Raw genomic sequence first — 26,380 nt, forward strand, 5'->3', positions numbered from 1 at the left:
CGCGGGCTCGCCCTCGGTCGGTGGGTGGGCCGCCGACCGGCGTGGCGATTCAGCGTCCGCCCGGGGCATCCAGCACCGCGATCCCCTCGACATGGTGGGTGCCGGGGAACGCGGCGACGCCCCGCAGATCCGTGAGCGTCCACCCGGCCGCGACGAGCGCTCCGACGTCCCGTGCCAGACTCGCGGCGTCGCAGCCGACGTGGACGATCCGCGACCGGGTCAACTCCGCCAGGCGCTGCATGACCGGGATGCCGGCACCCCCGCGGGGCGGGTCGAGCACCACGACGTCGGGGGCCGGGTCGGCCTCGGCGTCCGCCGCGAGGTCCTCGAGGAACGTCTCGACCCTCGAGCGCACGGTGTGCACTCCCGGGCCGAGCGCGGACGCCGTGCCCGGGTCGCCGGATCCGGGGGTGGTCGACACCGCCCCCAGCGACGCCGACGAGGACTCCACCACGGTCACGCGCGCGCCCGGAACGGCCTCCCGCACGGCCGCGGCGAACAGTCCGGCGCCTCCGTAGAGGTCCCAGACGACGGGCTCGTCCGGAAGGCCCGGGGACTGCGCCACCACCGTGCGGACCGCCGACGCGTAGTGGGTCGCCGCGCTGCGGTGGGCCTGCCAGAAGGCCTCGGGAGGCAACCGCCACTCCCGCTCCCCCACGCGCCGCACGACGTCGGGTCCGCCGGTGACGAACTCCCAGCCCGCCGCCCGGGAGTGCCGCGCCCGGGCCCGCGTCGCGGCGGACCGACGCGCGCGCGAACCCTGCCCGCGGGGCGCGTCACGTACCGCCGGCCGATGGGCGACGTGGACCGTCCCGTCGTCACCGAGCAGCCCGAGGAGCTCGCGCCCGGGGCCGACGTCCGCGGCGGTCACCACGTCGAGGATGCGCGGATCGGGTTGGACGCAGGGCTCGGTCACGAGGTCCCGTGACCGCGCCCGGCGTACACCGGGCCGACCGTCGGGGCCGGTGACCCACCGGGCGACCGTGCGCCACCCGGTCGTCGCGGCGTCGCCGGCGGGGACCTCGACGGGGACCGCGTCGGCGTGTGAGTCGATCCGGCCGATCCTGGCGGCCTGCTCGGCGAGGATCCGGCCGGCGAACCCGCGGGCGGCGGCGGGCTCGATGTGGCTCCAGTCGCAGCACCCGGCCCCGGCGGCGGCCGCTGGGCAGGCGGGCTCCACCCGGTGCGGGGACGCGACGATCACCGACTGCACGGTGCCGCGGCAGAAGGCGCGGCCCGGGTCGTCCTCGATCAGGACGTCGACCGTCTCCCCGGTAATCCCGCCGCGGCAGAACACCACTCGTCCCTCGTGCCGGGCGACGAACTCACCGCCGTGCGCCGGGCCGACCACCTCCAGCCGCAGGACGCGGCCCGTCCAGTCGGTCGTGTGCTCGTGTGTCATCTCGCCTCCGGTCCGCCCAAACGCCCGACGATCGGTTCGTCGCGGGCCTGCTCCGCCCGGCCGCGCGAGGACGACAGCTGCCACGGCACGCTCGTGACCATGACGCCCCGCTCGTAGAGCAGGCGGGTCTTGAGCCGGAGCGCGCTCTGGTTGTGCAGCAGCTGCTCCCACCAGTGGCCCACCACGTACTCCGGGATGTACACGATCACCACGTCCCGCGGCGACTGGTCCCGCAGCCGCTTGACGTAGTCCACGACCGGGCGGTTGATCTCACGGTACGGGGACTCGACGACCTTGAGCGGAACGGAGATGCCCCGGCTCTCCCACTCTCTGACGAGGGTGCGGGTCTCTGCGGTGTCTATGTTCACCGTCAGGGCCTCGATGGTGTCCGGGCGGGTCGCCCTCGCGTACGCGAGGGCACGCATGGTCGGCAGGTGCAGTTTGGAGACCAGGACGAGGCAGTGGGTCCGGCTGGGCAGCACGGCCTCTCGGGAGGAGTCTTCCAGTTCGCGCGCCACCGCGTCGTAGTGCCGGTGGATGAGCCGCATCACGGCGAAGACCGCCACCATCGCCAGGACGGCGATATAGGCGCCGGAGAAGAACTTGGTGGCCATGACGATGAGCAGGACACCAGAGGTGAGGCCGAACCCGACCGCATTGACCGCCCGCGACCGGCGAGCCCGGCGACGCACCGCCGGGATCTCCTCGTGCCGCAGCCGCCGGGTCCAGTGGCGGACCATCCCGAGCTGGCCCAACGTGAACGCCACGAAGACGCCCACGATGTACAGCTGGATGAGGACCGTCACCTGGGCGTCGAACGCGACCACCAGCGCGATCGCCGCGATCGCCAGGAGCACGATGCCGTTGGAGAACGCGAGTCGGTCGCCGCGGGTGGCGAGCTGACGGGGCAGGTACTTGTCGCGTGCGAGCACGGACGCCAGCACGGGGAAGCCGTTGAACGCGGTGTTGGCCGCCAGCACGAGGATGGTCGCGGTCACGACCATGACGACGTAGAACGCGATCGGCAGCCCGGCGAAGACCGGCTCCGCGAGCTGCGCGATCATCGTCTTCTGCTGGTACCCCTCCGGGGCGCCGACGAGCTGGGTGGCCGGGTTCTCGGCGATCCGGACCCCGAGCCTGCGCGCCAACGCGATGAGGCCCAGCAGGAACGACACCGAGAGCACCCCCAGGATCGCGAGGGTGACAGCCGCGTTGCGGGCGCGGGGCTTGCGGAAGGCCGGCACCCCGTTGTGGATGGCCTCGACGCCGGTGAGCGCGGCGCACCCCGAGGCGAAGGACTTGGCCACGACGAACGCCAGCGCCAGGCCGGTCACCTCCGCGCCCTCCGCGGGGACGAGGTCGAACCCCGCCGACTCCGCGCGCAGGTCGCGGCCGAACACCTCGACCTGCAGCAGGCCCCACACGATGAGCGCGATCATCGACGCGAGGAACGCGTAGACGGGCACCGCGAACATCGCCCCGGACTCACGGATCCCCCGGAGGTTGACCGCGGCCAGTCCGGCGATCGCGAGCACGGAGAAGAAGACGGCGTGGGACTGCACGAACGGGATGGCGGAGCCGATGTTCGCCGCCGCGGCGGAGATCGAGACGGCGACCGTGAGGACGTAGTCGATGAGCAGCGCCGCGCCCACCCCGAGGCCGGCGCGGGGGCCGAGGTTTACCGTGGCCACCTCGTAGTCGCCGCCGCCCGACGGGTAGGCGTGGACGTTCTGCCGGTAACAGGCGATGACGACGACCATGACGAACGCGACCGCCACCCCGACCCACGGGGTGAACGCGATCGCCGACATCCCGGCGATCGACAGCACGAGGAAGATCTCCTGCGGGGCGTACGCCACCGACGACAGCGCGTCGGAGGCGAACACCGGCAGGGCTATCCGCTTGCGCAGGCGGGTGGCGCCGATGGTGTCGCTGCGGAAGGGGCGCCCCACCAACAGCCGCTTGGCTCCCACGGAGACCCTGGAGATCCTGGACACCGACACATCGTAGGACCCGCGCGCCGCGGCGGACAGCATCCGCGGATGTGAGTAGCGTGACGTCCCTGGGGCACGAGCGTGCGCCGTGAGGAGTGGGACTCGCGATGAGGGTCGTCGTCATGGGCTGTGGCCGCGTCGGGGCGGGGTTGTCCGCCGAGCTCGACGCCGCCGGCCACGCGGTGGTGGTGATCGACCGCGACGCGGCGGCCTTCGCCCGACTCCCCGAGGGATTCGGCGGCCGCACCGTCACGGGCCAGGGGTTCGACAGGGCGGTGCTCACCGACGCCGGACTCGTGGGCGCCGACGCGTTCGCCGCCGTGTCCTCCGGGGACAACTCCAACATCATCGCGGCCCGCGTGGCCCGCGAGACCTTCGGCGTCGAGCGCGTGATCGCCCGCATCTACGACGCCGGCCGCGCCGAGGTCTACGAGCGCCTGGGCATCCCCACCGTCACGACCGTCCCCTGGGCGACCGGCCGGCTCGTCCGGTACATCACCGCCGGGACGAGTCCGGTGGAGTGGCGGGACCAGACCGACACGGTGTCCCTCGTCGCCCTCGACGCACCCCGGGAATGGGTGGGCCTGCCCGTCGACCGGCTCGCCGCGCAGGCCGGTGGCCGCGCCGCCGCGGTCACCCGCTTCGGCGAATGCCGCATCCCGGACGGGGACACGCTCGTCCAGTCCGACGACGTCCTCCACCTCGCCCTGCCCTCGGAGTCGGTGCGCGGTCTGGACGACATGCTGCAGCGAGGACCCTCCGATGCCTGACCCGACACCCGATCCCGCGGTCGACGACTACGCCGACGGCTCCGGCCTGCTCGCCGAGGCCCCGTCCCGGGCGTTCCGGACGAGCTCGATGCGGGTCGTCGTCGCCGGCGCGGGCGTCGTCGGACGGTCCATCGCCCGCGAGCTCCTCGCGGGCGGCCACACGGTGACCCTGATCGACAAGCGTTCCAGCGTGTTCTCCTCCGACCCGGTCGAGGACGCCGACCAGCAGGTCGGGGACGCGTGCGAGCTCAGCGTCCTCGAGCGGCTCCGCATCGAGGAGGCCGACGTCGTCGTCGCCGCGACCGGGGACGACAAGGCTAATCTCGTGGTGAGCCTGCTCGCCAAGACCGAGTTCGCCGTCACCCGCGTCGTGGCCCGGGTCAACGACCCCCGCAACGAGTGGCTCTTCGACGACCGCTGGGGGGTCGACGTGGCGGTCTCCACCCCCCGACTGATCGTCTCGGTCGTCGAGGAGGCGGTGTCCGTCGGCGACGTCGTCCGGCTCATGACGCTGCGTCGCGGGGGCGCGAACCTCGTCAGCGTGACCCTGCCCCCGCAGACCCCGCTGGCCGGACGCCCCGTGTCCCGCGTGCGGATCCCCCGCGACGCCGCCCTCGTGGCGATCCTGCGCGGTGGGCGGGTGATCGTCCCCGAACCCGATGTGCCCTTCGAGCCCGGTGACGAACTGCTCGTGGTGGCCCCCGAAGCGGTCGAGGCCGACGTCAGCGAGGCGATCCTGGGCGGTTGACCGTCACGGCGATCTCCCGCCCGTAGCCCCAGCCCGGCGCAAGGGGCAGGTCGTCCCCGCTCCAGAACCTCCCCGGGTCGTACCAACTGGCGTCCCCGGCGGGCCGGAGCACGCCCATCGCCTCCAGGGTCAGGCCCACGACCTCCGCGCAGTAGGCCGCCTCCATACGCATCGCGGGACCGGGCGAGACCCGCCCGCGCCGCGGGAGCAGGCCCCGGAGCCCACCGCCCACCTCGTCGTCGTTCCCCGACACCGCCCCCGGACCGGCCGCGACGCCGCCCGGCGACTGTCGGCCGCGCGACGCCCAGCGTCCCCGCGCCCACCGCGCGGTGAGGCGCCCCGCCGACGGGAACGACACGCCGTCCAGGCGCGCGATCGTCTCCAACAGCGCCTCCTCCTGCACCGTCCCGACCTCCGGCGAGATCTGCCGGAACCACGCCCGCTGCGCGTACGGGCCCGTCCACTGACGCACCGCTGCCTCGAGGTCGTGCAGCTGCACCCCACGCTGGCGGCGGCCCGTCCACACGTCCGGCAACGCCCTGCCCATCTCCGCGTGCCACATCAGGGGCGGCATGTCCTCGAGCACCACCGCGACCCCCACGTGGTTGACCGGCGCGTTGGTCAACGTCTGGATCAGCCGGTCCGCCGTCGTCCGGCCGCGGAACAGCCACAGGTCCCCGGTGCGCGTACGGTCGGCCGCCGCGGCCAGAGGCACGGTGTCGATGTCCATGGTGCGATCCTGCCAGGGCGGCCGGGCCGGTCGGCCTAGGCTCGAGCACATGGCTCCCCGGGGACGGCAGTGGTTCAAGATGATCGGCGCGGCGGGACTGGCGGGTGTCGCGGCCTCCGGGATCCTCGCCGCCCGGTCCGAACGGCGCCGCCGCTCCTATGAGCCGGACGAGATCCGCGAACGACTCCACGAGCGCTACACGCGTATCCAGGCCCGGCGCGACGCCGCCGGCGACTGACGACGCCGTCCGGCCGACCCGGCCCGGGTGCCGATATCCTGGCGGGCACCATGCCGTCGTCCACCTCAGCCCCACCCGAGCTCCGCCGGGCCCGCCACGATCTGCTCGTCCGGCTCGACGAGGTCGGCACCCTCGACGCGCACCGGCTCCGCCCCCGGATCCGCCGGGCCCGCGCCGACCAGCTCGACGACCTCACCCGCCGCGTCGACGAGGCCGCCGAGCGCATCCGGCGGCGCGCCGAGGCGATCCCCGTCCCCGAATACCCCGAGCAGCTCCCCGTCAGCGCGCGTAAGGACGAGATCGCCGAGGCCATCCGCGAGAACCAGGTGGTCGTGATCGCCGGCGAGACCGGCTCGGGCAAGACCACCCAGATCCCCAAGATCTGCCTCGAGCTCGGGCGCGGCGTGCGCGGCGTGATCGGCCACACCCAACCGCGGCGCCTCGCCGCCCGCTCCGTGGCCGAGCGGATCGCCGACGAACTCGGCGTGGAGATCGGCGGTCCCGTCGGCTCCGCAGTGCGCTTCGACGACCGCACCGGACCCGACACCTCGGTCAAGCTCATGACCGACGGCGTCCTGCTCGCGGAGATCCGCCGCGACCGGCTGCTCCGCGCCTACGACACGATCATCATCGACGAGGCCCACGAACGAAGCCTCAACATCGACTTCCTCCTCGGCTACCTCAAGCAGATCCTCCCGCGGCGCCCGGACCTCAAGCTCGTCATCACCTCCGCGACCATCGACCCCGAGCGGTTCGCCCGCCACTTCGCGGGACCCGACGGGCGCCCCGCCCCGGTCATCGAGGTCTCCGGACGCACCTACCCCGTGGAGATCCGATACCGACCGCTCCAGGTCGAGCACGGGGACCGGGTGATCGACCTGGACCCCCTCGACGCGCTCGCCGACGCCGTGGCGGAGCTGCTGCGCGAGGACGACGGCGACGTCCTGGTATTCCTGTCCGGCGAGCGCGAGATCCGGGACGCCGAGGAGGTGCTGCGAGGGCGGAAGTTCCCGCGCACGGAGATCTTCCCGCTGTTCGCGCGCCTCACCGCCGCCGAACAGCAGCGCGCCTTCCGCGCCCACTCCACCCGGCGCGTCGTGCTGTCCACCAACATCGCCGAGACCTCGGTGACCGTCCCGGGCATCCGCTACGTGGTGGACACCGGACAGGCGCGCATCTCGCGGTACTCGACCCGGACCAAGGTCCAGCGGCTGCCGATCGAGCCGGTCTCGCAGGCCTCCGCCGCGCAGCGCGCGGGCCGCTGCGGCCGCGTCGCCGACGGCATCTGCATCCGCCTGTACTCGGAGGAGGACTTCGAGGCACGGCCCGAGTTCACCGACCCCGAGATCCTGCGCACCAACCTCGCCTCGGTCATCTTGTCGATGGCGGATCTCGACCTCGGTCCCGTCGACGACTTCCCCTTCGTCGAGCCGCCGGACCGCAAGGCGGTCCGCGACGGCATGACCCTCCTCACCGAGCTGGGGGCGCTGAGGGTCGACGACGACGAGCGCCCGCACCTGACCGAGGTGGGCCGCGACATGGCCGCGCTCCCCCTCGACCCCCGACTGGCCCGGATGGTGGTGGAGGGCCACCGCAACGGGGCGCTGGGCGACGTGCTCGTGGTGGTCGCCGCCCTCACCGTGCAGGACGTCCGGGAGCGGCCCGCGGAGGAGCGGGACAAGGCCGACCAGCTCCATCGCCGCTTCACCGACAAGACGTCCGATTTCCTGGGCTACCTCAACCTGTGGCGCTACCTCACCGAGCAGCGCCGCGAACTCTCCGGCAGCGCGTTCCGCAAGATGTGCCGCGCGGAGTACCTGCACTGGCTCCGCATCCGCGAATGGCAGGACCTCAACGCCCAGCTGCGGAGCATGTGCCGCGAACGCGGCTGGCACCCGCCGTCCGGCCAGGCGTCCGAGGACGACCTGCACAAGGCGATCCTCACCGGCCTGCTCACCAACGTCGGCATGCGCGACGAGGACGCCCGCGAGTTCCGGGGCACCCGCGGCATCCGCTTCCAGATCTTCCCCGGCTCGGACCTGGCCCGGAAGCCACCCCGGTGGGTCATGGCGTCCGAGCTCGTGGAGACCTCACGGCTGTGGGCCCGCGACGTGGCGCGCATCGACCCCGCGTGGATCGAGCAGCTCGGCGGCCACCTCACCCGCACCCAGTACTCCGAGCCGCACTGGTCGGACGCCCGCGGCGCCGCCATGGCCTACGAGAAGGTCCTCCTGCTGGGCCTGACGGTCGTGGAGGCGCGCCGCGTGCTGCTGTCCCGGGTGGACGCTCCCCTGGCCCGCGAAATGCTCGTCCGTCACGGGATCGTCGAGGGGCGCCTCGACACGCGGGTCCCGGTCATCCGGGAGAACGCCGAGGCCGTGGCGCAGGCCAGGGAGTTGGAGACCCGCAGCCGTCGACGCGACCTGGTGATCGACGACGAGGCCCTGGTCGCCTTCTACCTCGACCGGCTCCCCGCCGACATCACCTCCGGCCGTCACCTGGACTCGTGGTGGAAGAAGCGCGGCCACCGCGACCCGGACTCGATCCGGCTGACCCCCGCCGACATCCGCACCTCGGAAGCCGCCCCCGACGCGGGTGACTTCCCGCCGTTCTGGCAGCAGGGCGACCGACGATTCGAGCTGCGCTACGAGTTCGACCCGGGCGTCGCCGCCGACGGCATCACCGTCCGGATCCCGCTGCCCCAGCTGTCCTCGGTGACCACCGCCGGTTTCGAGTGGTTGGTCCCCGGGCTGCGCGAAGAGCTCTACACGGAGATGCTGCGCACCCTCCCCAAGTACCTCCGGCGGCTCTGCTCGCCGCCCGCGGAATACGCCGCCCTGCTCGCCCGCGACGTCACCCCGCGCTCGGCCCCGCTTCCGGTGGCCCTGGCGCAGGCGCTCTCCGCCCGGATCGGGACGACGGTCGACCCCCGCGAGTTCGACCCCACGCAGCTCCCCGATCACCTGCGGGTGCGTTTCGAGGTGGTCGACGGCGAGACGGTCGTCGCGTCCGGCACCGACCTCGCAGCGCTGCGGACGCGACTGCGGGACAAGGTGCGCGAGACCCTCAACACCCGGCTCGTGCCGGACGACGGGCCATTCCGGCAGTGGAGTGCCGACACCATCGGCGATCTCCCCCCGTCGGTTACCGGCACGGTGGACGGTGTGGAGGTGACGGTCTACCCCGCCCTGCGCGTCGATGCGGACGGCATCCACCGGGTCGCGTGCGCGACGGAGGAGGAACGCCGGACCAGGCAGGCGTCAGCGGTGCTCACGCTCATCTCGTCCGACCTCGTCTCCGCCTCCTCGATCCTGCGCGGTCGCCCGGTCGAGCAGCGACTGGCCCTGACCCAGTACCCGCACGGGGGCGTCGAGGCACTGGTCTCCGACGCCGCCCTGGCGGCGTGTGGCCGGATCATCGCCCGGCGTAAGGGCGTGCCGGTGTTGACGGTGGCGGAGTTCGGCGAGTTACGGGACGCCGCCAGGGCGGAGGTGCCGGGGGCCGTGGCGTCGGCGATCTCGGCGGTCGTGCCCGCGTTGGTGGCGGCGCGGGAGGTGTCCGTGCGTGTGGCGGAGGCCCCGGCCGAGGTCGCCGAGGCGGTGGCCCCGTCGCTGGAGTTCCTCGTGGGTAAGGGTTTTCTGGCCCGGCATCCGGTCGACGTGCTGCCGCACCTGGAGCGGCACGTGAAGGCGGTCGGTGTCCGACTCGACCTGGCGGAGAAGTCCCCTGCCCGGCATCGGGAACTGACGGCCCGGTTGGCGCGGTCGGAGGAGACCGTCGAGGAGGCGTGCGCGGCTCTGCGACGTCGGCCCGGCGGCGCGCGCTCGTCGCGCGAGCTGCGGTGGTTGCTGGCCGAATACAGAGTGGGACTGTTCGCCCAGTCCCTCGGTACGTCCCGTCCGGTCTCGGCCGAGCGCATCGACAAGGCGGTGGCGTCCGCGCTCGCACCCCGCGCCCGGCGTTGACCGTCCGGCGGCCGGAGGTCCTACCACTGGTGTGAGCAGCGGCCTGCCATCGGCGCGGGCCGGCGGGTCAGCGGCTCGCGCGGCGGATCACAGGGTCGCGCGGCGGTCCCTGAGCGCGATGATCTCGCGTTCGAAATCGTCGGCCGAACTGAACTGCTTGTAGACGGAGGCGAAGCGTAGGTAGCCCACCTCGTCGAGGTCCTGGAGGGGGCCGAGGATCGCGAGACCGATCTCGTGGGCGGGCACCTCGGACGCGCCGCGTGCGCGGACGGTGTCCTCGACCTGCTGGGCGAGGCGCCGAAGGGCGTCCTCATCGATGGACCGGCCCTGGCAGGCCCGGCGAACTCCCCGGACCACTTTGTCGCGACTGAAGGCCTCGGTGACGCCGTTGCGTTTGAGGACCGTCAGCAGTGGCGTCTCGAGCGTCGTGAAGCGGTGCCCGCACTCCGGGCACTCCCGCCGGCGCCGGATGGCCTGACCCTCGTCGACCGATCGTGAGTCGATCACCCGGGAGTCCTCGTTGTGGCATGTAGGGCAGTACATTCCCGTGTGGCCCTTCGTCGACCGGACTTCACGCCTCCCAGGACGTAGACCACGGGACGCGGGGACGATTGACCATCGTCCCCGACTCATTCTAGGAGGCCGGTGTGCCGGTCACGCGTAGGCGGGCCCGCCGAGGAACGCCACGGCCAGGAGCATGAGAACCCCGAAGGCGATGCCGCAGGCCAGGAGTGCCCAGGCGGGCACGTCATCGACGACACGGGTCGGGGCCGGCGACTCAACGCGGCAGGCGCGCACACGGTCGGACGCCACCGGGCGGGCCTGGACGATCCGCCGCGGAGCCGACGTCCGCGAGGTCGCCGGCGCGTGAGCGACGACCCGGTCGGTGGAGGCGCCGTGGATGGGCGAGGCGGAGTCGCGACGGCCCACCGGCCGCGCGCCGGGTCGGGTCCCGGAACGCCCGCGGGCCTGTCGGTCCCCGGCCCGGCCGGCGTGCGGGCGGACACCGTCCGCACGCTGGGCGGGGGCGCGGTGCTCCGCCGCGCAGATCTCGGTCCACCCCACGGTGGAGTCGGTGTGCGAGTGCATCTCCAGAATGGTCATGTCCACTCCCTGCTCGATACGGTGTGCGAAGAGGATTCGCACAATCGTGTGGATTTCTGTGTACCTATGTTCGAATACCGATACGCCTAGAGTTGTATCACGCGACTCCGACACGGTCACCATTCCGCGACGAAGTTCTTCGAACGTGTGTGTGGCGCTCCCCGCTCAGGGGCGATAGGGTGTACACAGATGACGACGTCGAACATCCATTCGCCGAAGGGACCCGAGATGCCGAAGCCCGACTTCGACTCACTGACAGACCGCCAGAAGAGTGTGCTGCTGCACATCCACGACACGGTCAAGGAGCGCGGCTATCCGCCGAGCATCCGCGAGATCGGGGACGCCGTGGGCCTGCAGTCGACGTCGTCTGTAGCGCATCAGCTGCGGACCCTGGAGAAGAAGGGGTTCCTGACCCGGGATCCGCACAAGCCGCGGGCTGTCGACGTCCACGGGGTGCCCGGGCAGAAGACCCGGGGGCGCCGCTCCCCCACCAGCGAGGTCCGACGGCCGAGTGGAGCGGTCGAGCCCGTCTACGTCCCGGTCCTCGGTCGGATCGCGGCGGGTGGCCCCATTCTCGCCGAGCAGGCCGTGGAGGAGGTCTTCCCGCTCCCGACCGATCTCGTGGGGTCCGGGGACCTCTTCATGCTCAGGGTCGTCGGTGAGTCGATGATCGACGCGGCGATCTGCGACGGGGACTACGTCGTGGTGCGGCGGCAGAACGTCGCGGACAACGGCGAGATCGTCGCCGCGATGATCGACGGCGAGGCGACCGTGAAGACCTTCCGCAAGGACTCCACCGGGGTCTGGCTCCTGCCCCACAACCCGTCCTTCAGTCCCATCCCGGGCGAGCACGCCACGATTCTGGGCAAGGTCGTCACGGTGTTCCGCAAACTCTGAACACCGCCCTGCGACGACGACGCCGCCTGCCCCGTGATCGGGTCAGGCGGCGTCGTCGTCGCAGGGACCGGTCAGGCGGCCCCGTCGCGTGTGCCGCTGTCCGAGACGAATTCGCCGAGCTCACCGGCCACCGAGGCGGGAAGCCGCACCACCAGGCGCGTACCGCGGTCGGTGTGCTCCTCCTCGACCACCGCACCCTCGGTGTGGACCCGTGCGACCACGTCACCACGGGTGTACGGGACCTCGAGAGTCAGCTCCATGTCTCCGGAGGCCACGATCTGCATGATCCGTTCGAGCAACTCGTCGACGCCCTGCCCGGTGGCTGCTGAGACGAAGACCGCGTCCGGCAGGGCGTGGTGCAGCTCGGTGAGCACCACCGGATCGGCCGCGTCGATCTTGTTGATGACCACCAACTCGCGAGGTCGTTCGGCGTTCTGCTCCTCCACAACCTCGTTGATCACCTTGCGGACGGCCTCGATCTGACGAAGGGGGAACGCGTCCGAACCGTCCACCACGTGGAGCAACAGCTCGGAGTCGACCACCTCCTCCAGCGTGGACCGGAACGCCTCGACCAACTGCGTGGGCAGGTGCCGGACGAAGCCGACCGTGTCGGTGAACACGACCGGCCGCCCGTCGGGAAGGTCGGCGCGGCGGGTGGTGGGATCGAGTGTGGCGAACAGCGCGTTCTGCACGAGGACGCCGGCGCCGGTGATCCGGTTCAACAGGCTCGACTTCCCGGCGTTGGTGTATCCGGCGATCGCGATCGACGGAACGGGCGTGGCGCGCCTGCGGTAGCGCTTGGTGTCGCGGGACTGCTTCATGCCCTTGATGTCGCGACGCAGCCGGGCCATGCGCTCGCGGATACGGCGTCTGTCCGTCTCGATCTTCGTCTCACCGGGGCCACGCAGGCCGACGCCGCCATTGCTGCCGGCCCGGCCACCCGCCTGTCGGGAGAGCGACTCACCCCACCCGCGGAGGCGGGGGAGCATGTATTCCATCTGTGCGAGGGAGACCTGCGCCTTGCCCTCGCGGCTGGTCGCGTGCTGAGCGAAGATGTCGAGGATCAACGCCGTCCGGTCGATGACCTTGACGTTGATCGCCTTCTCCAGCGCGAGGAGCTGACCCGGGGTGAGCTCGCCGTCGCAGATCACGGTGTCGGCACCCGTCGCGGCGATGACGTCCTTGAGGACGCTCACCTTTCCGGAGCCGATGAAGGTCGCCGCGTCCGGCTTGTCGCGGCGTTGGATGAGAGCGTCGCAGACCTCGGAGCCGGCCGTCTCGGCGAGCTGGGCGAGCTCCGCCATCGCGGCGTCCGCCTGGGCTGCGGACCCTTCGGTCCACACGCCCACCAGTACGACCCGCTCCAGGCGGAGCTGGCGGTACTCGGCGTCGTTGACGTCCTGGAGTTCGGTGGACAGACCCGCCACCCGGCGCAGCGAGGATCTCTCCTCGAGCTGCAGTTCGCCGATGGATGGATCGAGGTCGCGTGTCGGCCGCTCGGCGGCCGTGTGATCAATAGTCATTCCCCTGCATCATCTCACATCGGGGCTGTGTGTGTCGCGTGCACGGCCGTGTGATATGCCCCGCCGTGGTACCGGCCGCTCGCGACGAGCGCGGACGGGCCGATGAGAGTCGAACCGCCGTCGGTCAGATGTACCTTGACCTCCCCGCCGGGGACCGCCACGACGACGTCTCCGGTGCCGCGTCCGGCGTCGGCCAGAGCGGCGACCGCCGTCGCCACGATGCCGGTCCCGCATGACATCGTCTCCCCCGCTCCCCGCTCGTGCACGCGCATGGTCACCCGCCCCTCGGACAGGGGCGTGGCGATCTCCACGTTGACGCCGTGTGGGAAGAAATCGCGGTCGAAGGTCGGGGCGTCGCCGACCGGCAAGGCGGCCAGAGTCGCGGCGTCCAGCCCGGGCACGATGCAGGCCAGATGGGGGTTGCCCATGTCGACGGCCACGCCCGCGAAGGTGCGGCCACCGAGCTCGGCCGAGGAGAGTCCGAGCAGCCGCGGCTCCCCCATGTCGACCCGGACGACGGCGTCGTCGCCGGAGTGGGACACGATCGTCGCGGGCCGCGGCCCGGAACGCGTGCCGATGGCGATCGTTCCGGTGTCGGCCCGGTGCGTGGCCACCAGCGCGTGGGCGAATACCCGGACCCCGTTTCCGCACATCTCGGCGATCGAACCGTCCGCGTTGCGGTAGTCCATGAACCAGTCCGCGCGGTCGACCCCGTTCGGGAGCGCGGGAAGAACCCCGCGATCGACTAGGGCACCGGCGGTGGCGATCCGGAGGATTCCGTCGGCACCGATGCCGCCGCGTCGGTCGCAGAGCGCGCGGACCAGCGTCTCGTCGAGGTCGAGCTCGGCGTGGTCGTCGGGCAGGATCACGAAGTCGTTGAGTGTGCCGTGGCCCTTGAGGAAGGCGATGCCGTCGGTGGCCGTCGGCGTGTGGTCCGGAGTCATGTCGTGATCGTACTAGCGGCCGACCGTCATTCCGCACTGCGGAAATGGCGGATGAAGCGCCACGACGAGGACATTAGAGTCGGTGGGGAGAACGATCCCCTACCTGAGGAGAGCATCGATGTCCGAACGCATCACCGTCGGCGGTATCCAGGTCGACGAGGTCCTCTTCGACTTCGTCAACACCCAGGCGATCCCGGGCACCGGGGTCGACCCCGACGCGTTCTGGGCCGGTGCCTCCGAGATCTTCGCGGACCTGGCTCCCCGGAACCGCGAACTGCTCGCCGTGCGGGACGACCTGCAGTCGAAGATCGACGCGTGGCACCACGAGAACCCGGCGCCGATCGACCAGGCGGCGTACAAGGAGTTCCTCCGGGAGATCGGCTACCTCGTGCCGGAGCCCGAGTCGGTCTCGGTCACCACGGAGAACGTCGACGCGGAGATCGCGACCGTCGCCGGTCCGCAACTCGTCGTGCCGGTCACCAACGCACGATTCGCCCTCAACGCCGGCAACGCTCGCTGGGGTTCGCTCTACGACGCCCTCTACGGCACCGACGCCATCCCGGAGACCGACGGCGCCGAGCAGGGCGACTCCTACAACAAGGTCCGTGGCGACAAGGTGATCGAGTGGGCTCGTGAGTTCCTCGACGACGCGGCGCCGTTGGCCTCCGGCAGCCACGTGGGGACCACCGGGTACGCGGTCGTGGACGGCGCGCTCCGGGTCACGCTCGCGGACGGCGCGACCACCGGGCTGGCCGACCCGGAGAAGTTCGTGGGCTACCGCGGGGATGCCGCCAGCCCCTCCTCGGTGCTGCTGCGCAACAACGGCCTGCACATCGACATCCAGATCGACCCGGACTCCCCCATCGGCTCGACGGACGCGGCCGGCGTCAAGGACGTCGTCCTCGAGTCCGCCGTCACGACGATCATGGACTTCGAGGATTCCGTCGCCGCTGTCGACGCCGAGGACAAGACGCTCGGCTACCGCAACTGGCTCGGCCTGATGAAGGGCGACCTGTCCGAGGAGATCAGCAAGGGCGGTAAGACGTTCAACCGCGTCCTCAACGACGACCGTGTCTACACCTCCCCCGACGGCTCCGGTGAGGTCCGCCTCCACGGGCGATCGATGCTGTTCGTCCGCAACGTCGGCCACCTCATGACGAACCCCGCGGTCCTGGACGCCGAGGGCAACGAGCTGCCCGAGGGGATCCTCGACGCGCTGATCACCGCGCTGGCGGGCATGCACGGGATCGCGGAGGGCAACGAGCGCGGCAACAGCCGCAGCGGGTCGATCTACATCGTCAAGCCCAAGCAGCACGGGCCCGACGAGGTCGCGTTCACCACCGAGCTGTTCGGCCGCGTCGAGAAGCTCCTCGGCCTGCCGGCCAACACCCTGAAGGTCGGCATCATGGACGAGGAGCGCCGCACGTCGGTGAACCTCGCCGCCTGCATCGCGGAGGCCACAGAGCGTGTCGTGTTCATCAACACCGGGTTCCTCGACCGCACCGGCGACGAGATCCACACCTCCATGGAGGCCGGGCCGATGATCCGCAAGGGCGAGATGAAGTCCGCGCGCTGGATGAACGCCTACGAGGACTTCAACGTCGACACCGGCCTGGCGTGTGGTCTGCGGGGCCGCGCGCAGATCGGCAAGGGCATGTGGGCCAAGACCGACCTCATGGCGGAGATGCTCGCCGAGAAGATCGGCCAGCCGAAGGCCGGCGCCAACACCGCCTGGGTCCCGTCGCCGACCGGCGCCACCCTGCACGCCACCCACTACCACCGCGTCAACGTCCTGACCCGCCAGGAGGAGCTCCTCGCCGGCGGTCGTCGCGCGAGCGTCGACGACATCCTCACGGTGCCGCTCGCGCCGAGCACCGACTGGTCGGATGAGGAGAAGAAGGAGGAGGTCGACAACTCCTGCCAGACCATCCTGGGCTACGTCGTCCGCTGGGTCGAGCAGGGGATCGGCGTCTCGAAGGTCCCGGACATCCACGACGTGAACCTCATGGAAGACCGCGCCACGCTGCGGATCTCCTCGCAGCTGCTGGCCAACTGGATCCGCCACGGCATCGTCACCGCGGAGTTCGTGGAGGATTCGCTGCGCCGCATGGCCGAGGTCGTCGACAAGCAGAACGAGGGCGACGACGCCTACCGGAACATGGCGCCGGACGTCGAGTCCTCGATCGCCTGGCAGGCGGCCCGCGAGCTGATCCTCGAGGGCACCACGCAGCCGTCGGGCTACACCGAGCCGATCCTGCACCGCCGTCGCCGCGAGTTCAAGGCCGCGAACGGGCTTTGACCCTCGCGGGAATCCGCTACTCCCTTCGGCATCCGCTACCCCTGCAGAGGTAGCGAATCCGGGCCGGGAGTAGCGGATCTCCGGTATCGGGACGGCGCCACGCCGCACGGTCAGCCGAGGAGACCCCCTACCGCGGCCCGGAGGACGTCGACGGCGGCGTCCCTCCGGTCTCGGGTGAAGCGGGCTTCGGGCCCGGAGGCGGAGATCGCGAACGCCGCGTCGCCGGTGCCCACGGCGATGGCCACGCACCGCACCCCTTCCTCCTGCTCGGACTCGTCGGTGGCGAAGCCCCGGCGTCGGACCTCGTGGATCTGCTCGATCAGCGCGCCGACCTCGACGAGGGTCGAGTCGGTGTAGCGGCGCATGCCGGCCCGTTCCAGCATGGCGCGGATGTCGGCGTCGTCGTCGCCCGCCACGAGGGCCTTGCCCACCGCCGTGCAGTGGACCTCGACGCGCCGCCCCACCTCCGTGAACATCCGCATCGAGTGAGGCGAGGGCACCTGGGCGAGGTAGACCACGCCGTCGCCCTCCCGGACGGCGAGGTTGGCGGTCTCCCCTGTGCCCTCGACGACGGCCCGCAGCACGGGCTCCGCCCACGAGGCGGTCGCGCGCTGGGCCGCGTCCCCGATCCGTTGGAGGCGGGGGCCGAGGAGGTAGCCGCGGCCGGCGTCGCGGCGGAGGTGTCCGCTCTCGGCGAGGGTGCCGCAGAGCCGGTGGACGGTCGCGGCGGCCAGCCCGGTGTCGGCGACCAGTTCGCCGAGGCTGGCGCGTCCCCCGCGGCGGGACAAGGCGTCGAGCAACGAGAACGCGCGGTCGACGGACTGGACGCGGGACCGCCCGGCGCCGGGCGCCGTCATCGCGTCCCCTCCCCCAGGATCCGCAGCGCCTCGTCCAGCGGCCGCGGGGCGTCGTCGGCCCGGTCACGGGTGTCGGTGTCTATCCAGCGGATCCGGTGGTCGCGTCCGAACCACGACCGTTGACGGCGGACGTAGCGGCGGGTGCCGATGACCGTCCGTTCCTCCGCACGGGACAACCCCTCGTCGTCGATCCGCAGGGCGTCGTCCATCTCGTCGAGCACCTGGGCGTAGCCGATCGCGCGGCGGGCCGTGACGCCCTCGAGGAGCCCGACGCCGACGAGACCCCGCACCTCCTCGACGAGCCCGTCGGCGAACATCGTCGAGGTCCGGGCGGCCAGCCGGTCATCGAGCTCGGGCAGCGCGCACCGTAGGCCGATCAGACGGGTACCGAATCGTGGCTCGCCGATGGCCGGTCGGGACGCGGAGAACGGCCGCCCCGTGAGCTCGACGACCTCCAGGGCGCGGACGGTGCGCCGCGGGTCGGTGGGCAGGATGGTCCGCGCCGCCTCGGGGTCGACCCGTGCGAGTTCGGCGTGCAGGGCGCGGACGCCGATCTCCTCCAGCCGCCGCTCGTAGCGGGCACGCACCTCCGGGTCGGTGTCCGGGATGCTCCACCCGTCCACCAGCGCCTGGATGTACATCATGGACCCACCGCACAGGATCGGCACGTGCCCGCGGTCGCGGATCCCGCCGATCTCGCGCTCGGCCTCGGCGCGGAAGTCGGCGACGCTCGCGGTATCGGTGACATCGAGCACGTCGAGTCGGTGATGCGGGATGCCGCGGCGCTCCTCGGGCCTGAGTTTGGCGGTGCCGATGTCCATGCCGCGGTACTGCTGCATCGCGTCGCAGTTGACGATCTCGCCACCGAGGCGCTCGGCCAGACCCAGCGCGAGCTCCGATTTGCCGGTGCCCGTCGGCCCGATCACGGCGACGGGGGCCGGGCCGGTCATGACCACCACCCGCAGTGGTAGCCGACACCGAACGGTGCCCAGGACAGTTGTTCGCGCGCGGCGCGCGAGTCCACGAGGTCGGCGAGGACGAGCCACGCGGGACGGCTCCACCACCCGATCTCCTCGGCGACGTCGGCCCCGGGGTCGGGGAGCCCGCCGGGGTCTCGGAGCCACCGGCCGAGCCTGGCGTCCAGGTCGACGCCGCGCGGGTCCTCGGGGACGGGGCCGCGCGGCGCGAGGGAGGCGGGTCCGTCGGCGACGACGACGACGAGGTCGTCCGCCCCGACCTGCGGCGTGGTGGGCGACGGCCCGGTCACGCCGGTGAAGGCCCTGGTCAGGCCGATCTCCGCACGGTCCAGCAGCCACCACGCGATCAGCGCGGCATCCGGGACCGCCTCGTGCGGCGCCGGCGGGGCACCGGGCCGTCCGACCGGGACGTCGGCCCCCCACCGGGCGAGCGTCGAGCGGACGTCTCCCAGTGAGCGTCCGCCGCTGTCCGCCCCCACGACCCTGACCGCGCTCGCGTCCCCCGCGGCACGCCGGAGCACGCGCACCATCTCGGCGACCTGGCGTGCGAAGTCGGCGGCCGCTGTCCCGGAGAGTTCGGGCACGAGCGCGGGTGCGCCGGGGACCAGGACGACTGACGTGTTCACACCTGGAAACCCTACTGACCGCCTACGACACCGTCGCAGGACGCCGCCCCGTGATGCCGGGTGGGCTCGGTGGGGCGTACCCGGGGATACGGCGGACACCCGTGCGGCGGTTGGTACACACTAGAAGGATGCCGCGCCGGTCCGAGCCGGGGCGGCGAGGCGACGACCGGTGCGATCCCGGCGACGGTGCCGTGACACGCGGCAGAGGGAAACGAGGACGAGATGACCGAGCAGTCACCCACCGCCACGGGCGGAGCGAACGACGGCGGGGCCACCCCGACACCGGGTCCGCGGCCCGGGCCACGGCCGGGCGGGCCATCGCCCGCGGCGCTCGCCCGGAAGGTGGCTCCGCGGCCGACCCCCGCGGCCGATCCACGGGTCGCGCGCGGGTCCGACCCGTCGCAGTGGGGCCGGGTCGACGAGACGGGCGCGGTGTTCGTGCGCACCGGTGACGGCGAGCGCCAGGTGGGCTCGTGGCAGGCGGGCGCACCCGAGGAGGGCCTGGCGCACTTCGGGCTCCGCTTCGACGATCTGGCGGCCGAGGTGGCCCTGCTGGAGACGCGGCTGGAGTCGCACCCTCAGGACGCGCGCAAGACCCGCGCCTCGGCCGAGGCCCTCGCGGAGCAGATCCCGACCGCCGCGGCCGTGGGCGATCTCGACTCGCTCGCGGCGCGTCTGACCGCGGTGATCGAACGGTCCACGGAGGTCGAGGCGGCCGCTCGTCAGCGCAAGGACGAGCAGCGTGCGGCGGCGATCGCCCGCAAGGAGGCCCTGGCGTCCGAGGCCGAGGAGATCGGCGCGTCCTCGACCCAGTGGAAGGTCGCGGGCGACCGTCTCCGGGACATCCTCGAGGAGTGGAAGACGATCCGCGGGATCGACCGCAAGACGGACGACGCTTTGTGGAAGCGCTTCTCCAAAGCACGCGAGGCGTTCAACCGCCGGCGCGGCTCCCACTTCGCGGAACTGGATCGCAACCGGGCGTCGGTGAAGCGGGTCAAGGAGGAACTCGTCGAGCGCGCGGAGGCGCTGTCGGGGTCGACCGACTGGAACGACACGGCGACGGCCTTCCGCAAGCTCATGGACGAGTGGAAGGCCGCGGGCCGCGCGCCGCGTGAGGCGGACGACGCGCTGTGGAAGCGGTTCAAGGCCGCCCAGGACTTCTTCTTCGACGCGCGGCACGCGGCGGCCGCCGAGCGGGACGCCGAGTTCGAGGCGAACGCCGAGGCCAAGGAGGCCCTGCTCGCCGAGTTCGAGGGCCGGATCGACCCGGCCGCCGATCTGGCCGCCGCCCGGTCCGCGCTGCGGGACCTGCAGTCCCGGTGGGAGGAGATCGGCAAGGTCCCGCGCGACAAGATGGGTCGCCTCGAGGGCCGTATCCGTGCGCTGGAGAAGGCGGTCGCGGACGCGGCGGACACCGAGTGGCGCCGCACGGATCCGGAGGCCAGGGCGCGTGCCGGCCAGTTCTGGGACCGGGTCCGCGACTTCGAGGAGCAGGCCGCCAAGGCGGACGCCGCGGGCAAGATCAGGGACGCCGAGAGCGCCCGGGCGCAGGCCGCGCAGTGGCGTGAGTGGGCCGAGGCGGCGGAGAAGGCGGTCGACACCCGCTGACGGTGGCACGAACAGACGCCGGGAGCCCGGCCGGGATCACCGGCCGGGCTCCCGGCGTCTGCGGGGTGTGGTCAGGCCCCGTCGCCGTGCCGGGCGTCCTCTTCCAGCTGGCGCTGCTCGGGTGTCCGCGACCACAGCACCGCGGCGAGGGTCGCGACCAGCGCCAGCACGAGCAGCTCGCTGAGGTAGAGGCCGATGCCGGGACCGCCGAAATCCTGGAAGTCCGGGTTCGGGCCACGGCCCGACTGGCGCAGCCAGATCGCCAGCACGCCGTACACGGCGGCCACGCAGGCCGTGCTCCACGCGATGCCGGCGGCCCACCACTTCTGCGACAGGATCATCACGGCGCCGAAGACGATGGTGCCCACGGAGTACAGGAGGACGAACAGGTGGGACGGTAGCGACGTGTACTGCTCGCGGGCCACGTCGGTGAAGAACAGCACGTCGAACCCGCGGACGCCGTCGCTGTGCGGGAGGGCGAGCGCGGCGGCGAGCAGCACGATGAGGACGGCCGAGGCGAGGTAGGCCCGGCCGATCACGAGGGTGCGGCCGAGGATGCGGTCCTTGGAGCGCAGTTCCGATTCCGCGTTGCGGGTGACCTCCATGATCCCCGCGATGGGATCTCGTCGGTCGTCGTCGGTGCTCACGTGGGGCATCCCTTCTCGATGGTGGCGGCGGGGACGGTCTCGCGGCGCAAGGTCGGCAGCCCGAGCCCGACGCCGATGGGTGGCGTCTCGGGCTTGCGGCCCTCCTCGTGGCGGTCCCCGGCGCGGGTGGCGCGGTAGCTGAGGACGCCGTCGTCCGCGAGCAGGTGGTGCGGGGCGGCGGCGGTGACGCGGGTGGTGATGACGTCGCCGGGGCGCACCCGGTCGGCGGCCTCTCCGACGGGCGCGAAGTGCACGAGGCGACCGTCGCGGGCGCGGCCGGTCATGCGGGCGGTGGCGGCGTCCTTGCGGCCCTCGTCGGCGGTGACGAGCAGCTCGACGACGCGCCCGACCTGCGCCTGGTTCTCCTCCAGGGTGATCCGCTCCTGGAGGGCGATGAGCCGTTCGTACCGCTCCTGGACCACGGCCTTCGGGATCTGGTCCTCCATCGTGGCCGCCGGGGTCCCGGGGCGGGGCGAGTACTGGAAGGTGAAGGCACTGGAGAACCGTGCCTTCTCGACGACGTCGAGGGTCGCCTGGAAGTCCTCCTCGGTCTCACCGGGGAAGCCGACGATGATGTCGGTGGTGATCGCGGCGTGCGGCATGGCCGCGCGGACGCGGTCGATGATGCCGAGGAACCGCTCGGACCGGTAGGAGCGCCGCATGGCGCGGAGGACGCGGTCGGAGCCGGACTGCAGCGGCATGTGCAGCTGCGGGCAGACGGTCGGGGTGGAGGCCATGGCCTCGATGACGTCGTCGGTGAACTCGGCGGGGTGGGGCGAGGTGAAGCGGATCCGCTCGATGCCCTCGATCCGGCCGGCCGCGCGCAGGAGCTTGGCGAACGCACCCTTGTCGGACGGCTCGTCGGGGTCGTGGAACGACCGTCCGTAGGCGTTGACGTTCTGGCCGAGCAGCGTCACCTCGAGCACGCCCTCGTCGGCGAGGGCCTGCATCTCCGCGAGGACCTCGCCCGGGCGGCGGTCCACCTCCTTGCCGCGCAGGGACGGCACGATGCAGAACGTGCAGGTGTTGTTGCAGCCGACGGAGACGGAGACCCAGCCGGCGTAGGCGGAGTCACGGGTCGCCGGCAGGGTCGACGGGAAGTGCTGCAGGGAGTCGGCGATCTCCACCTCGGCCCGCTCGTTGTGCCGGGAGCGGTCGAGGAGGGTGGGCAGGTGGCCGAGGTTGTGGGTGCCGAACACGACGTCGACCCACGGCGCCCGGGACACGACGGCGTCCTTGTCCTTCTGCGCCAGGCATCCGCCGACGGCGATCTGCAGCCGGGGGTTGGCGTCCTTCCAGGGCCGCAGGTGGCCGAGGGTGCCGTAGAGCCGGTTGTCGGCGTTCTCACGGACCGCACAGGTGTTGAACACGACGAGGTCCGGCAGGCTGCCGGTGGCCGGGTCGGCGTCGCCCTCGAAGGGCACGTAGCCGGCGGCGTCGAGCACCCCGGAGAGCCGTTCGGAGTCATGGACGTTCATCTGGCATCCGAAGGTGCGCACCTGGTAGGTGCGACGGTCCACGCCCTCGGCGGGGACGTCCTCCGCCGCCGGATGCAGGTCGGTCACGAGAGAATCCACGCAGGCCAGGGTACTCAGGGCGAGGCGTGGGCCGCCAATTCGGCGTCCACGACGGACATCGCCAACCCCGTGGGATAACCCCGCCGGGCGAGGAACGCGACGAGCCGCCGCCGCTCGCCCTGCGCCTCGGGCCCGGAGAGCGCGGCGGCCGGGCGCCTGTCCAGCCGGGCGCGCACGAGCTCCGTCGCCTGCCGACGCTCGTCGGACTCGTCGATATCGGCCACCGCGTCCGCGATGTGCCCCTCGGCCACGCCTTTGTCGCGCAGCTCCCGCTCGAGCGCCCCACGCGAACGACCGCGGCGGCGCCGGCGTCCGCGGACCCACTCGGCGGCGAACTCCGCGTCGTCGAGCAGACCCCAGGCACGGACGCGATCGAGCGCCTCGTCGACGGCCGCCGGCGCGAACTCCTTGGCGATCAGCCGCTGACGGAGCTCGTGCTCACTGCGCGGCCGGTGTCGCAGCAGCCGGAGGGCGGACGTGGCGGCCTCGTGCGCCTCCGGCGCCAGCGGGGGCAGGTCCGCGGAGCTCGAGGGCCGCGACTCCACGGCGGCGATGGCCGCGCGCAACTCGTCCGCGTCGATGCCCCCGCCGACCGGGCCCGGCCCACCGGACCGGCCCGGCCGTGTGGACCGGCCCGGCATCAGAAGTCGACGGGCACCACGTCGATCGGAGCGTCCTCATCGGACTCCGCCTCGATCTCCGCGATCTCCGCGCCCGCACCGATGTTGAGCTTGTCGAGGATCTTCCGCTCGATCTCGTCCCGCACCGACGGGTTGTCCTTGAGGTAGCGGCGGGCGTTCTCCTTACCCTGGCCCAGCTGGTCCTGACCGTAGGTGAACCAGGAGCCGGACTTCTTGATGAAGCCGTTGTCCACACCCATGTCGATGAGCGAGCCCTCGCGGCTGATGCCCTCGCCGTACAGGATGTCGAACTCGGCGATCTTGAACGGTGGCGCGACCTTGTTCTTGACGACCTTGACCTTGGTGCGGTTACCGACCGCGTCGGCGCCGTCCTTGAGGGTCTCGATGCGGCGGACGTCCAGGCGGACGGACGCGTAGAACTTGAGGGCCTTACCGCCGGTCGTGGTCTCCGGCGAACCGAACATCACGCCGATCTTCTCGCGCAGCTGGTTGATGAAGATCGCGGTGGTGCCGGTGTTGTGCAGCGCGCCGGTCATCTTCCGCAGCGCCTGGCTCATGAGCCGGGCCTGCAGGCCGACGTGGCTGTCACCCATCTCGCCCTCGATCTCCGCACGCGGCACCAACGCCGCGACGGAGTCGATCACGAGGATGTCGATCGCGCCGGACTTGACCAGCATGTCCGCGATCTCCAGCGCCTGCTCACCGGTGTCGGGTTGGGAGACGATGAGGTTATCCGTGTCCACGCCCAGCTTGCGGGCGTACTCCGGGTCGAGCGCGTGCTCCGCGTCGATGAACGCCGCGATGCCTCCGGCCGCCTGGGCGTTGGCCACGGCGTGCAACGCGACCGTGGTCTTACCCGAGGACTCCGGCCCGTAGATCTCCACGACGCGGCCCCGGGGGAAGCCGCCCACGCCCAGCGCCACGTCGAGCGACAGCGCACCGGACGGGATGACCTGGACCGGCGGCCGGGTGTCATCGCCCAGCCGCATGACGGAGCCCTTGCCGTAGGCCTTGTCGATCTGCGCCAGAGCCAGCTCCAGCGCCTGCTCGCGGTTCTGGGCGGCTCCGGCCTTGCTCGAGCCCGCCTTGGCCTTGCCTGCCATCTCATGCTCCGTTCTCGGTCCGACCCCCGGCCTCCGGCCGATCGGTCTGTGTGGTCTTCACTCGCGGACGTTAGCGGCCGGGTACGACACGATCCCCTCGCGTCGTACCCGGCGACCGCGCCCTGTGGAGGCGGCACGCCCTGTGGATCCCTGTGGACGGTGGACCCGCCATCACATGCTCTCGAGTGTAGCCGAACGGGTGTTCGAGGTCGAGGGACACGCCGGGCGGATCCGCCTAGCGCAGGTGCTCGGGCACCTCGAACTCGTCGCACAACGCGAGCCACACGCGCTTCACGGACTCCCCCGCGTCGATGGCCTCGTGTGCGGTCCGGCCGCCGCACGCCGCCAGGTGGTGCGAGCGGACCAGATGGTCGGCGCGCAGCTCACCGAACGCCTCGACCGTGCGTGCCTGGAACTCGGTCAGAGTCACGTCTCACCCTCCCCTGCGAGACGACGACGGGCCGCCGGCACGCTCGCCGACGGCCCGTGGCCGCGAGATCACTGCTGTTCGGTCTGCGCCTGCTGCTGCTGCTGCGGGGTGGCCGGTTGGGACTGGCCCTGGCCGATCTGTCCTGCGGCGCCGGATCCCTGACCCAGCTGCCCGCCATCGGCCTTCATCGACGCCCGGATCTGCTCGAGCCGGCTGTGCCCGGCCATCTGGGTGGAGGCCTGCTCCACCTCGAGCATCCGGCCCTGCACGGAGTTCTGCGCGAGCTCGGCGGAGCCGAGGGCGTTGGCGTAGCGACGCTCGATCTTGTCGCGGACCTGGTCGAGGTTCGGGGTGTTGCCGCCCGAGGACAGCTCCGACATCGACTGCAGGGAGGCGCTGACCTGCTCCTGCATCTTGGCCTGCTCGAGCTGGCTGAGCAGCTTGGTGCGCTCCGCCACCTTCTGCTGCAGGACCATGGCGTTCTGCTCGACGGCCTTCTTGGCCTGCGCGGCGGCCTGGAGCGACTGGTCGTGCAGACCCTTGAGGTCCTCGACGTTCTGCTCGGCCGTCACGAGCTGCGCGGCGAACGCCTCCGCGGCGTTCTCGTACTCGGTGGCCTTCTGCATGTCGCCGTTCTCGCGCGCCTGCTCGGACATCTGCAGCGCCTGGCGGGTCGACCCCTGCAGCTTCTCGATGTCCGCGAGCTGGCGGTTGAGCTTCATCTCCAGCTGGCGCTGGTTGCCGATCACCGCCGCGGCCTGCTGCGAGAGCTGCTGGTGCTGGCGCTGCGCGTCGGCGATCGCCTGCTGGATCTGGACCTTGGGGTCAGCATTCTCGTCGATCTTCGAATCGAACAACGCCATGAGGTAGCGCCATGCCTTGGTGAACGGATTGGCCATCGCTGCGTAGTGTCCTTCTGCCGATTCGGACGACGGGTCTTGTCTACGGTACCGAACGACGCCCGTGTGCGACCACCGGGCGACGCGGCGGCGGTGTCATGCCGCGAGCACGGGTTCCGCGACGGTCCCGGGGGGCGAGACCTCGAGCGCGGCGCGGATGAGGATCTCGCCCAGGGACACGTCGAGCGCGCCGGAGATGGAGGCGAGCAACTCGCTCGAGGCCTCCTTGCGGCCACGCTCGATCTCGGAGAGGTAGCCGGGGCTGACCCGGGCGGCGTCGGCCACGTCACGCAGGGTGCGACCCGACTCCCCGCGCAGCCCGCGCAGGACGGTCCCCAGGGTCTCGCGCAGCAGAGGCGTCGCTCCGGGTTCGTCCGGTCGGGGCAGTGTGGTCATCTGGA

General features: G+C 71.8%; 24 protein-coding genes. 7 read left to right on the forward strand and 17 right to left on the reverse strand.

The annotated features are described in order from the left end of the window. Positions 1-49: 49 nt before the first annotated feature. Both A6035_RS08630 and A6035_RS08635 read right to left on the reverse strand, forming a co-directional pair. Positions 50-1,402 (reverse strand): class I SAM-dependent RNA methyltransferase, encoded by a 1,353-nt coding sequence (locus A6035_RS08630; protein WP_108847451.1) that lies wholly within the window; start codon positions 1,400-1,402, stop codon positions 50-52. After that, positions 1,399-3,438 carry an APC family permease gene (locus tag A6035_RS08635; protein WP_412523648.1) on the reverse strand — a complete coding sequence of 680 codons (2,040 nt, stop codon included), beginning with the start codon at positions 3,436-3,438 and terminating at the stop codon, positions 1,399-1,401. Before A6035_RS08635 ends, A6035_RS08630 begins: the two co-directional genes overlap by 4 nt. Before the next feature lie 65 nt (positions 3,439-3,503). On the opposite strand from A6035_RS08635, the gene A6035_RS08640 reads away from it, so the two are divergent. Beyond that, positions 3,504-4,166 carry a potassium channel family protein gene (locus A6035_RS08640; protein WP_108847452.1) on the forward strand — a complete coding sequence of 221 codons (663 nt, stop codon included), beginning with the start codon at positions 3,504-3,506 and terminating at the stop codon, positions 4,164-4,166. A gap of 88 nt (positions 4,167-4,254) precedes the next feature. After that, positions 4,255-4,914, forward strand: coding sequence for a potassium channel family protein (locus tag A6035_RS08645; protein WP_108849162.1), 660 nt, complete (start codon positions 4,255-4,257; stop codon positions 4,912-4,914). Here A6035_RS08645 and A6035_RS08650 read toward each other — a convergent pair. Further along, positions 4,889-5,644, reverse strand: a complete 756-nt coding sequence (locus tag A6035_RS08650; RefSeq protein WP_108847453.1) for a hypothetical protein — start codon at positions 5,642-5,644, stop codon at positions 4,889-4,891. The genes A6035_RS08645 and A6035_RS08650 overlap by 26 nt on opposite strands. A 49-nt stretch (positions 5,645-5,693) precedes the next feature. Between A6035_RS08650 and A6035_RS08655 the strand changes: the two genes are divergently transcribed. Together A6035_RS08655 and hrpA are read left to right on the forward strand one after the other, a co-directional pair. Further along, positions 5,694-5,882: a hypothetical protein gene (locus A6035_RS08655; RefSeq protein WP_108847454.1), complete on the forward strand. Its 189-nt coding sequence runs from the start codon at positions 5,694-5,696 to the stop codon at positions 5,880-5,882. Positions 5,883-5,932: 50 nt separating this feature from the next. Beyond that, on the forward strand, positions 5,933-9,847 hold the full coding sequence (gene hrpA / locus A6035_RS08660; RefSeq protein WP_108847455.1) for an ATP-dependent RNA helicase HrpA: 3,915 nt from the start codon (positions 5,933-5,935) through the stop codon (positions 9,845-9,847). A gap of 87 nt (positions 9,848-9,934) precedes the next feature. Here the strand turns inward: hrpA and nrdR are convergent, their stop codons facing one another. Beyond that, the gene (nrdR, locus tag A6035_RS08665; RefSeq protein WP_108847456.1) at positions 9,935-10,390 is read right to left on the reverse strand and encodes a transcriptional regulator NrdR; all 456 of its coding nucleotides are present in this window, start codon (positions 10,388-10,390) and stop codon (positions 9,935-9,937) included. 111 nt (positions 10,391-10,501) lie between these two features. Further along, entirely contained in the window at positions 10,502-10,951 is a 450-nt protein-coding gene (locus tag A6035_RS08670) for a hypothetical protein (RefSeq protein ID WP_162533993.1), read from the reverse strand. Between the two features lie 228 nt (positions 10,952-11,179). Between A6035_RS08670 and lexA the strand changes: the two genes are divergently transcribed. Next, entirely contained in the window at positions 11,180-11,848 is a 669-nt protein-coding gene (lexA, locus tag A6035_RS08675; protein ID WP_108849163.1) for a transcriptional repressor LexA, read from the forward strand. 71 nt (positions 11,849-11,919) lie between these two features. Here the strand turns inward: lexA and hflX are convergent, their stop codons facing one another. Beyond that, positions 11,920-13,371, reverse strand: coding sequence for a GTPase HflX (hflX, locus tag A6035_RS08680; protein WP_108847458.1), 1,452 nt, complete (start codon positions 13,369-13,371; stop codon positions 11,920-11,922). 14 nt (positions 13,372-13,385) lie between these two features. Continuing rightward, positions 13,386-14,315 carry a diaminopimelate epimerase gene (dapF, locus tag A6035_RS08685; protein ID WP_108847459.1) on the reverse strand — a complete coding sequence of 310 codons (930 nt, stop codon included), beginning with the start codon at positions 14,313-14,315 and terminating at the stop codon, positions 13,386-13,388. Positions 14,316-14,433: 118 nt separating this feature from the next. On the opposite strand from dapF, the gene A6035_RS08690 reads away from it, so the two are divergent. Further along, entirely contained in the window at positions 14,434-16,614 is a 2,181-nt protein-coding gene (locus tag A6035_RS08690) for a malate synthase G (RefSeq protein WP_108847460.1), read from the forward strand. 110 nt (positions 16,615-16,724) lie between these two features. Here the strand turns inward: A6035_RS08690 and A6035_RS08695 are convergent, their stop codons facing one another. The 3 genes from A6035_RS08695 to A6035_RS08705 are packed head-to-tail and all read right to left on the reverse strand — an operon-like array spanning position 16,725 to position 19,074. Continuing rightward, on the reverse strand, positions 16,725-17,471 hold the full coding sequence (locus A6035_RS08695) for an IclR family transcriptional regulator (RefSeq protein ID WP_108847461.1): 747 nt from the start codon (positions 17,469-17,471) through the stop codon (positions 16,725-16,727). Beyond that, on the reverse strand, positions 17,468-18,421 hold the full coding sequence (miaA, locus tag A6035_RS08700) for a tRNA (adenosine(37)-N6)-dimethylallyltransferase MiaA (RefSeq protein WP_108847462.1): 954 nt from the start codon (positions 18,419-18,421) through the stop codon (positions 17,468-17,470). The genes A6035_RS08695 and miaA overlap by 4 nt, the downstream gene beginning before the upstream one ends. Then, complete coding sequence (locus tag A6035_RS08705) at positions 18,418-19,074, reverse strand: class III extradiol ring-cleavage dioxygenase family protein (protein ID WP_108847463.1); 657 nt, start codon at positions 19,072-19,074, stop codon at positions 18,418-18,420. Before A6035_RS08705 ends, miaA begins: the two co-directional genes overlap by 4 nt. A 222-nt stretch (positions 19,075-19,296) precedes the next feature. Here A6035_RS08705 and A6035_RS08710 point away from each other — a divergent pair, with 222 nt between their 5' ends. Continuing rightward, positions 19,297-20,682, forward strand: coding sequence for a DUF349 domain-containing protein (locus A6035_RS08710; protein ID WP_108847464.1), 1,386 nt, complete (start codon positions 19,297-19,299; stop codon positions 20,680-20,682). A 71-nt stretch (positions 20,683-20,753) separates the two neighbouring features. On the opposite strand, the gene A6035_RS08715 is transcribed toward A6035_RS08710, so the two are convergent. From A6035_RS08715 to A6035_RS08745, 7 genes are all read right to left on the reverse strand, one after another. Beyond that, complete coding sequence (locus A6035_RS08715; RefSeq protein WP_108847465.1) at positions 20,754-21,338, reverse strand: Rv2732c family membrane protein; 585 nt, start codon at positions 21,336-21,338, stop codon at positions 20,754-20,756. After that, the gene (gene miaB / locus A6035_RS08720; protein WP_200836390.1) at positions 21,326-22,894 is read right to left on the reverse strand and encodes a tRNA (N6-isopentenyl adenosine(37)-C2)-methylthiotransferase MiaB; all 1,569 of its coding nucleotides are present in this window, start codon (positions 22,892-22,894) and stop codon (positions 21,326-21,328) included. The genes A6035_RS08715 and miaB overlap by 13 nt, the downstream gene beginning before the upstream one ends. A gap of 26 nt (positions 22,895-22,920) precedes the next feature. Further along, positions 22,921-23,547: a regulatory protein RecX gene (locus A6035_RS08725; protein ID WP_108847466.1), complete on the reverse strand. Its 627-nt coding sequence runs from the start codon at positions 23,545-23,547 to the stop codon at positions 22,921-22,923. Next, complete coding sequence (gene recA / locus A6035_RS08730; protein ID WP_108847467.1) at positions 23,547-24,650, reverse strand: recombinase RecA; 1,104 nt, start codon at positions 24,648-24,650, stop codon at positions 23,547-23,549. Before recA ends, A6035_RS08725 begins: the two co-directional genes overlap by 1 nt. Before the next feature lie 235 nt (positions 24,651-24,885). Then, positions 24,886-25,080, reverse strand: a complete 195-nt coding sequence (locus A6035_RS08735) for a DUF3046 domain-containing protein (protein WP_108847468.1) — start codon at positions 25,078-25,080, stop codon at positions 24,886-24,888. A 68-nt stretch (positions 25,081-25,148) separates the two neighbouring features. Then, positions 25,149-25,979 (reverse strand): PspA/IM30 family protein, encoded by an 831-nt coding sequence (locus A6035_RS08740; RefSeq protein ID WP_108847469.1) that lies wholly within the window; start codon positions 25,977-25,979, stop codon positions 25,149-25,151. A gap of 96 nt (positions 25,980-26,075) precedes the next feature. Further along, the gene (locus A6035_RS08745) at positions 26,076-26,375 is read right to left on the reverse strand and encodes a helix-turn-helix domain-containing protein (RefSeq protein ID WP_412523620.1); all 300 of its coding nucleotides are present in this window, start codon (positions 26,373-26,375) and stop codon (positions 26,076-26,078) included. Positions 26,376-26,380: the final 5 nt, after the last annotated feature.

The organism is Dietzia lutea (assembly GCF_003096075.1).
Classification (GTDB): Bacteria; Actinomycetota; Actinomycetes; order Mycobacteriales; family Mycobacteriaceae; genus Dietzia; species Dietzia lutea.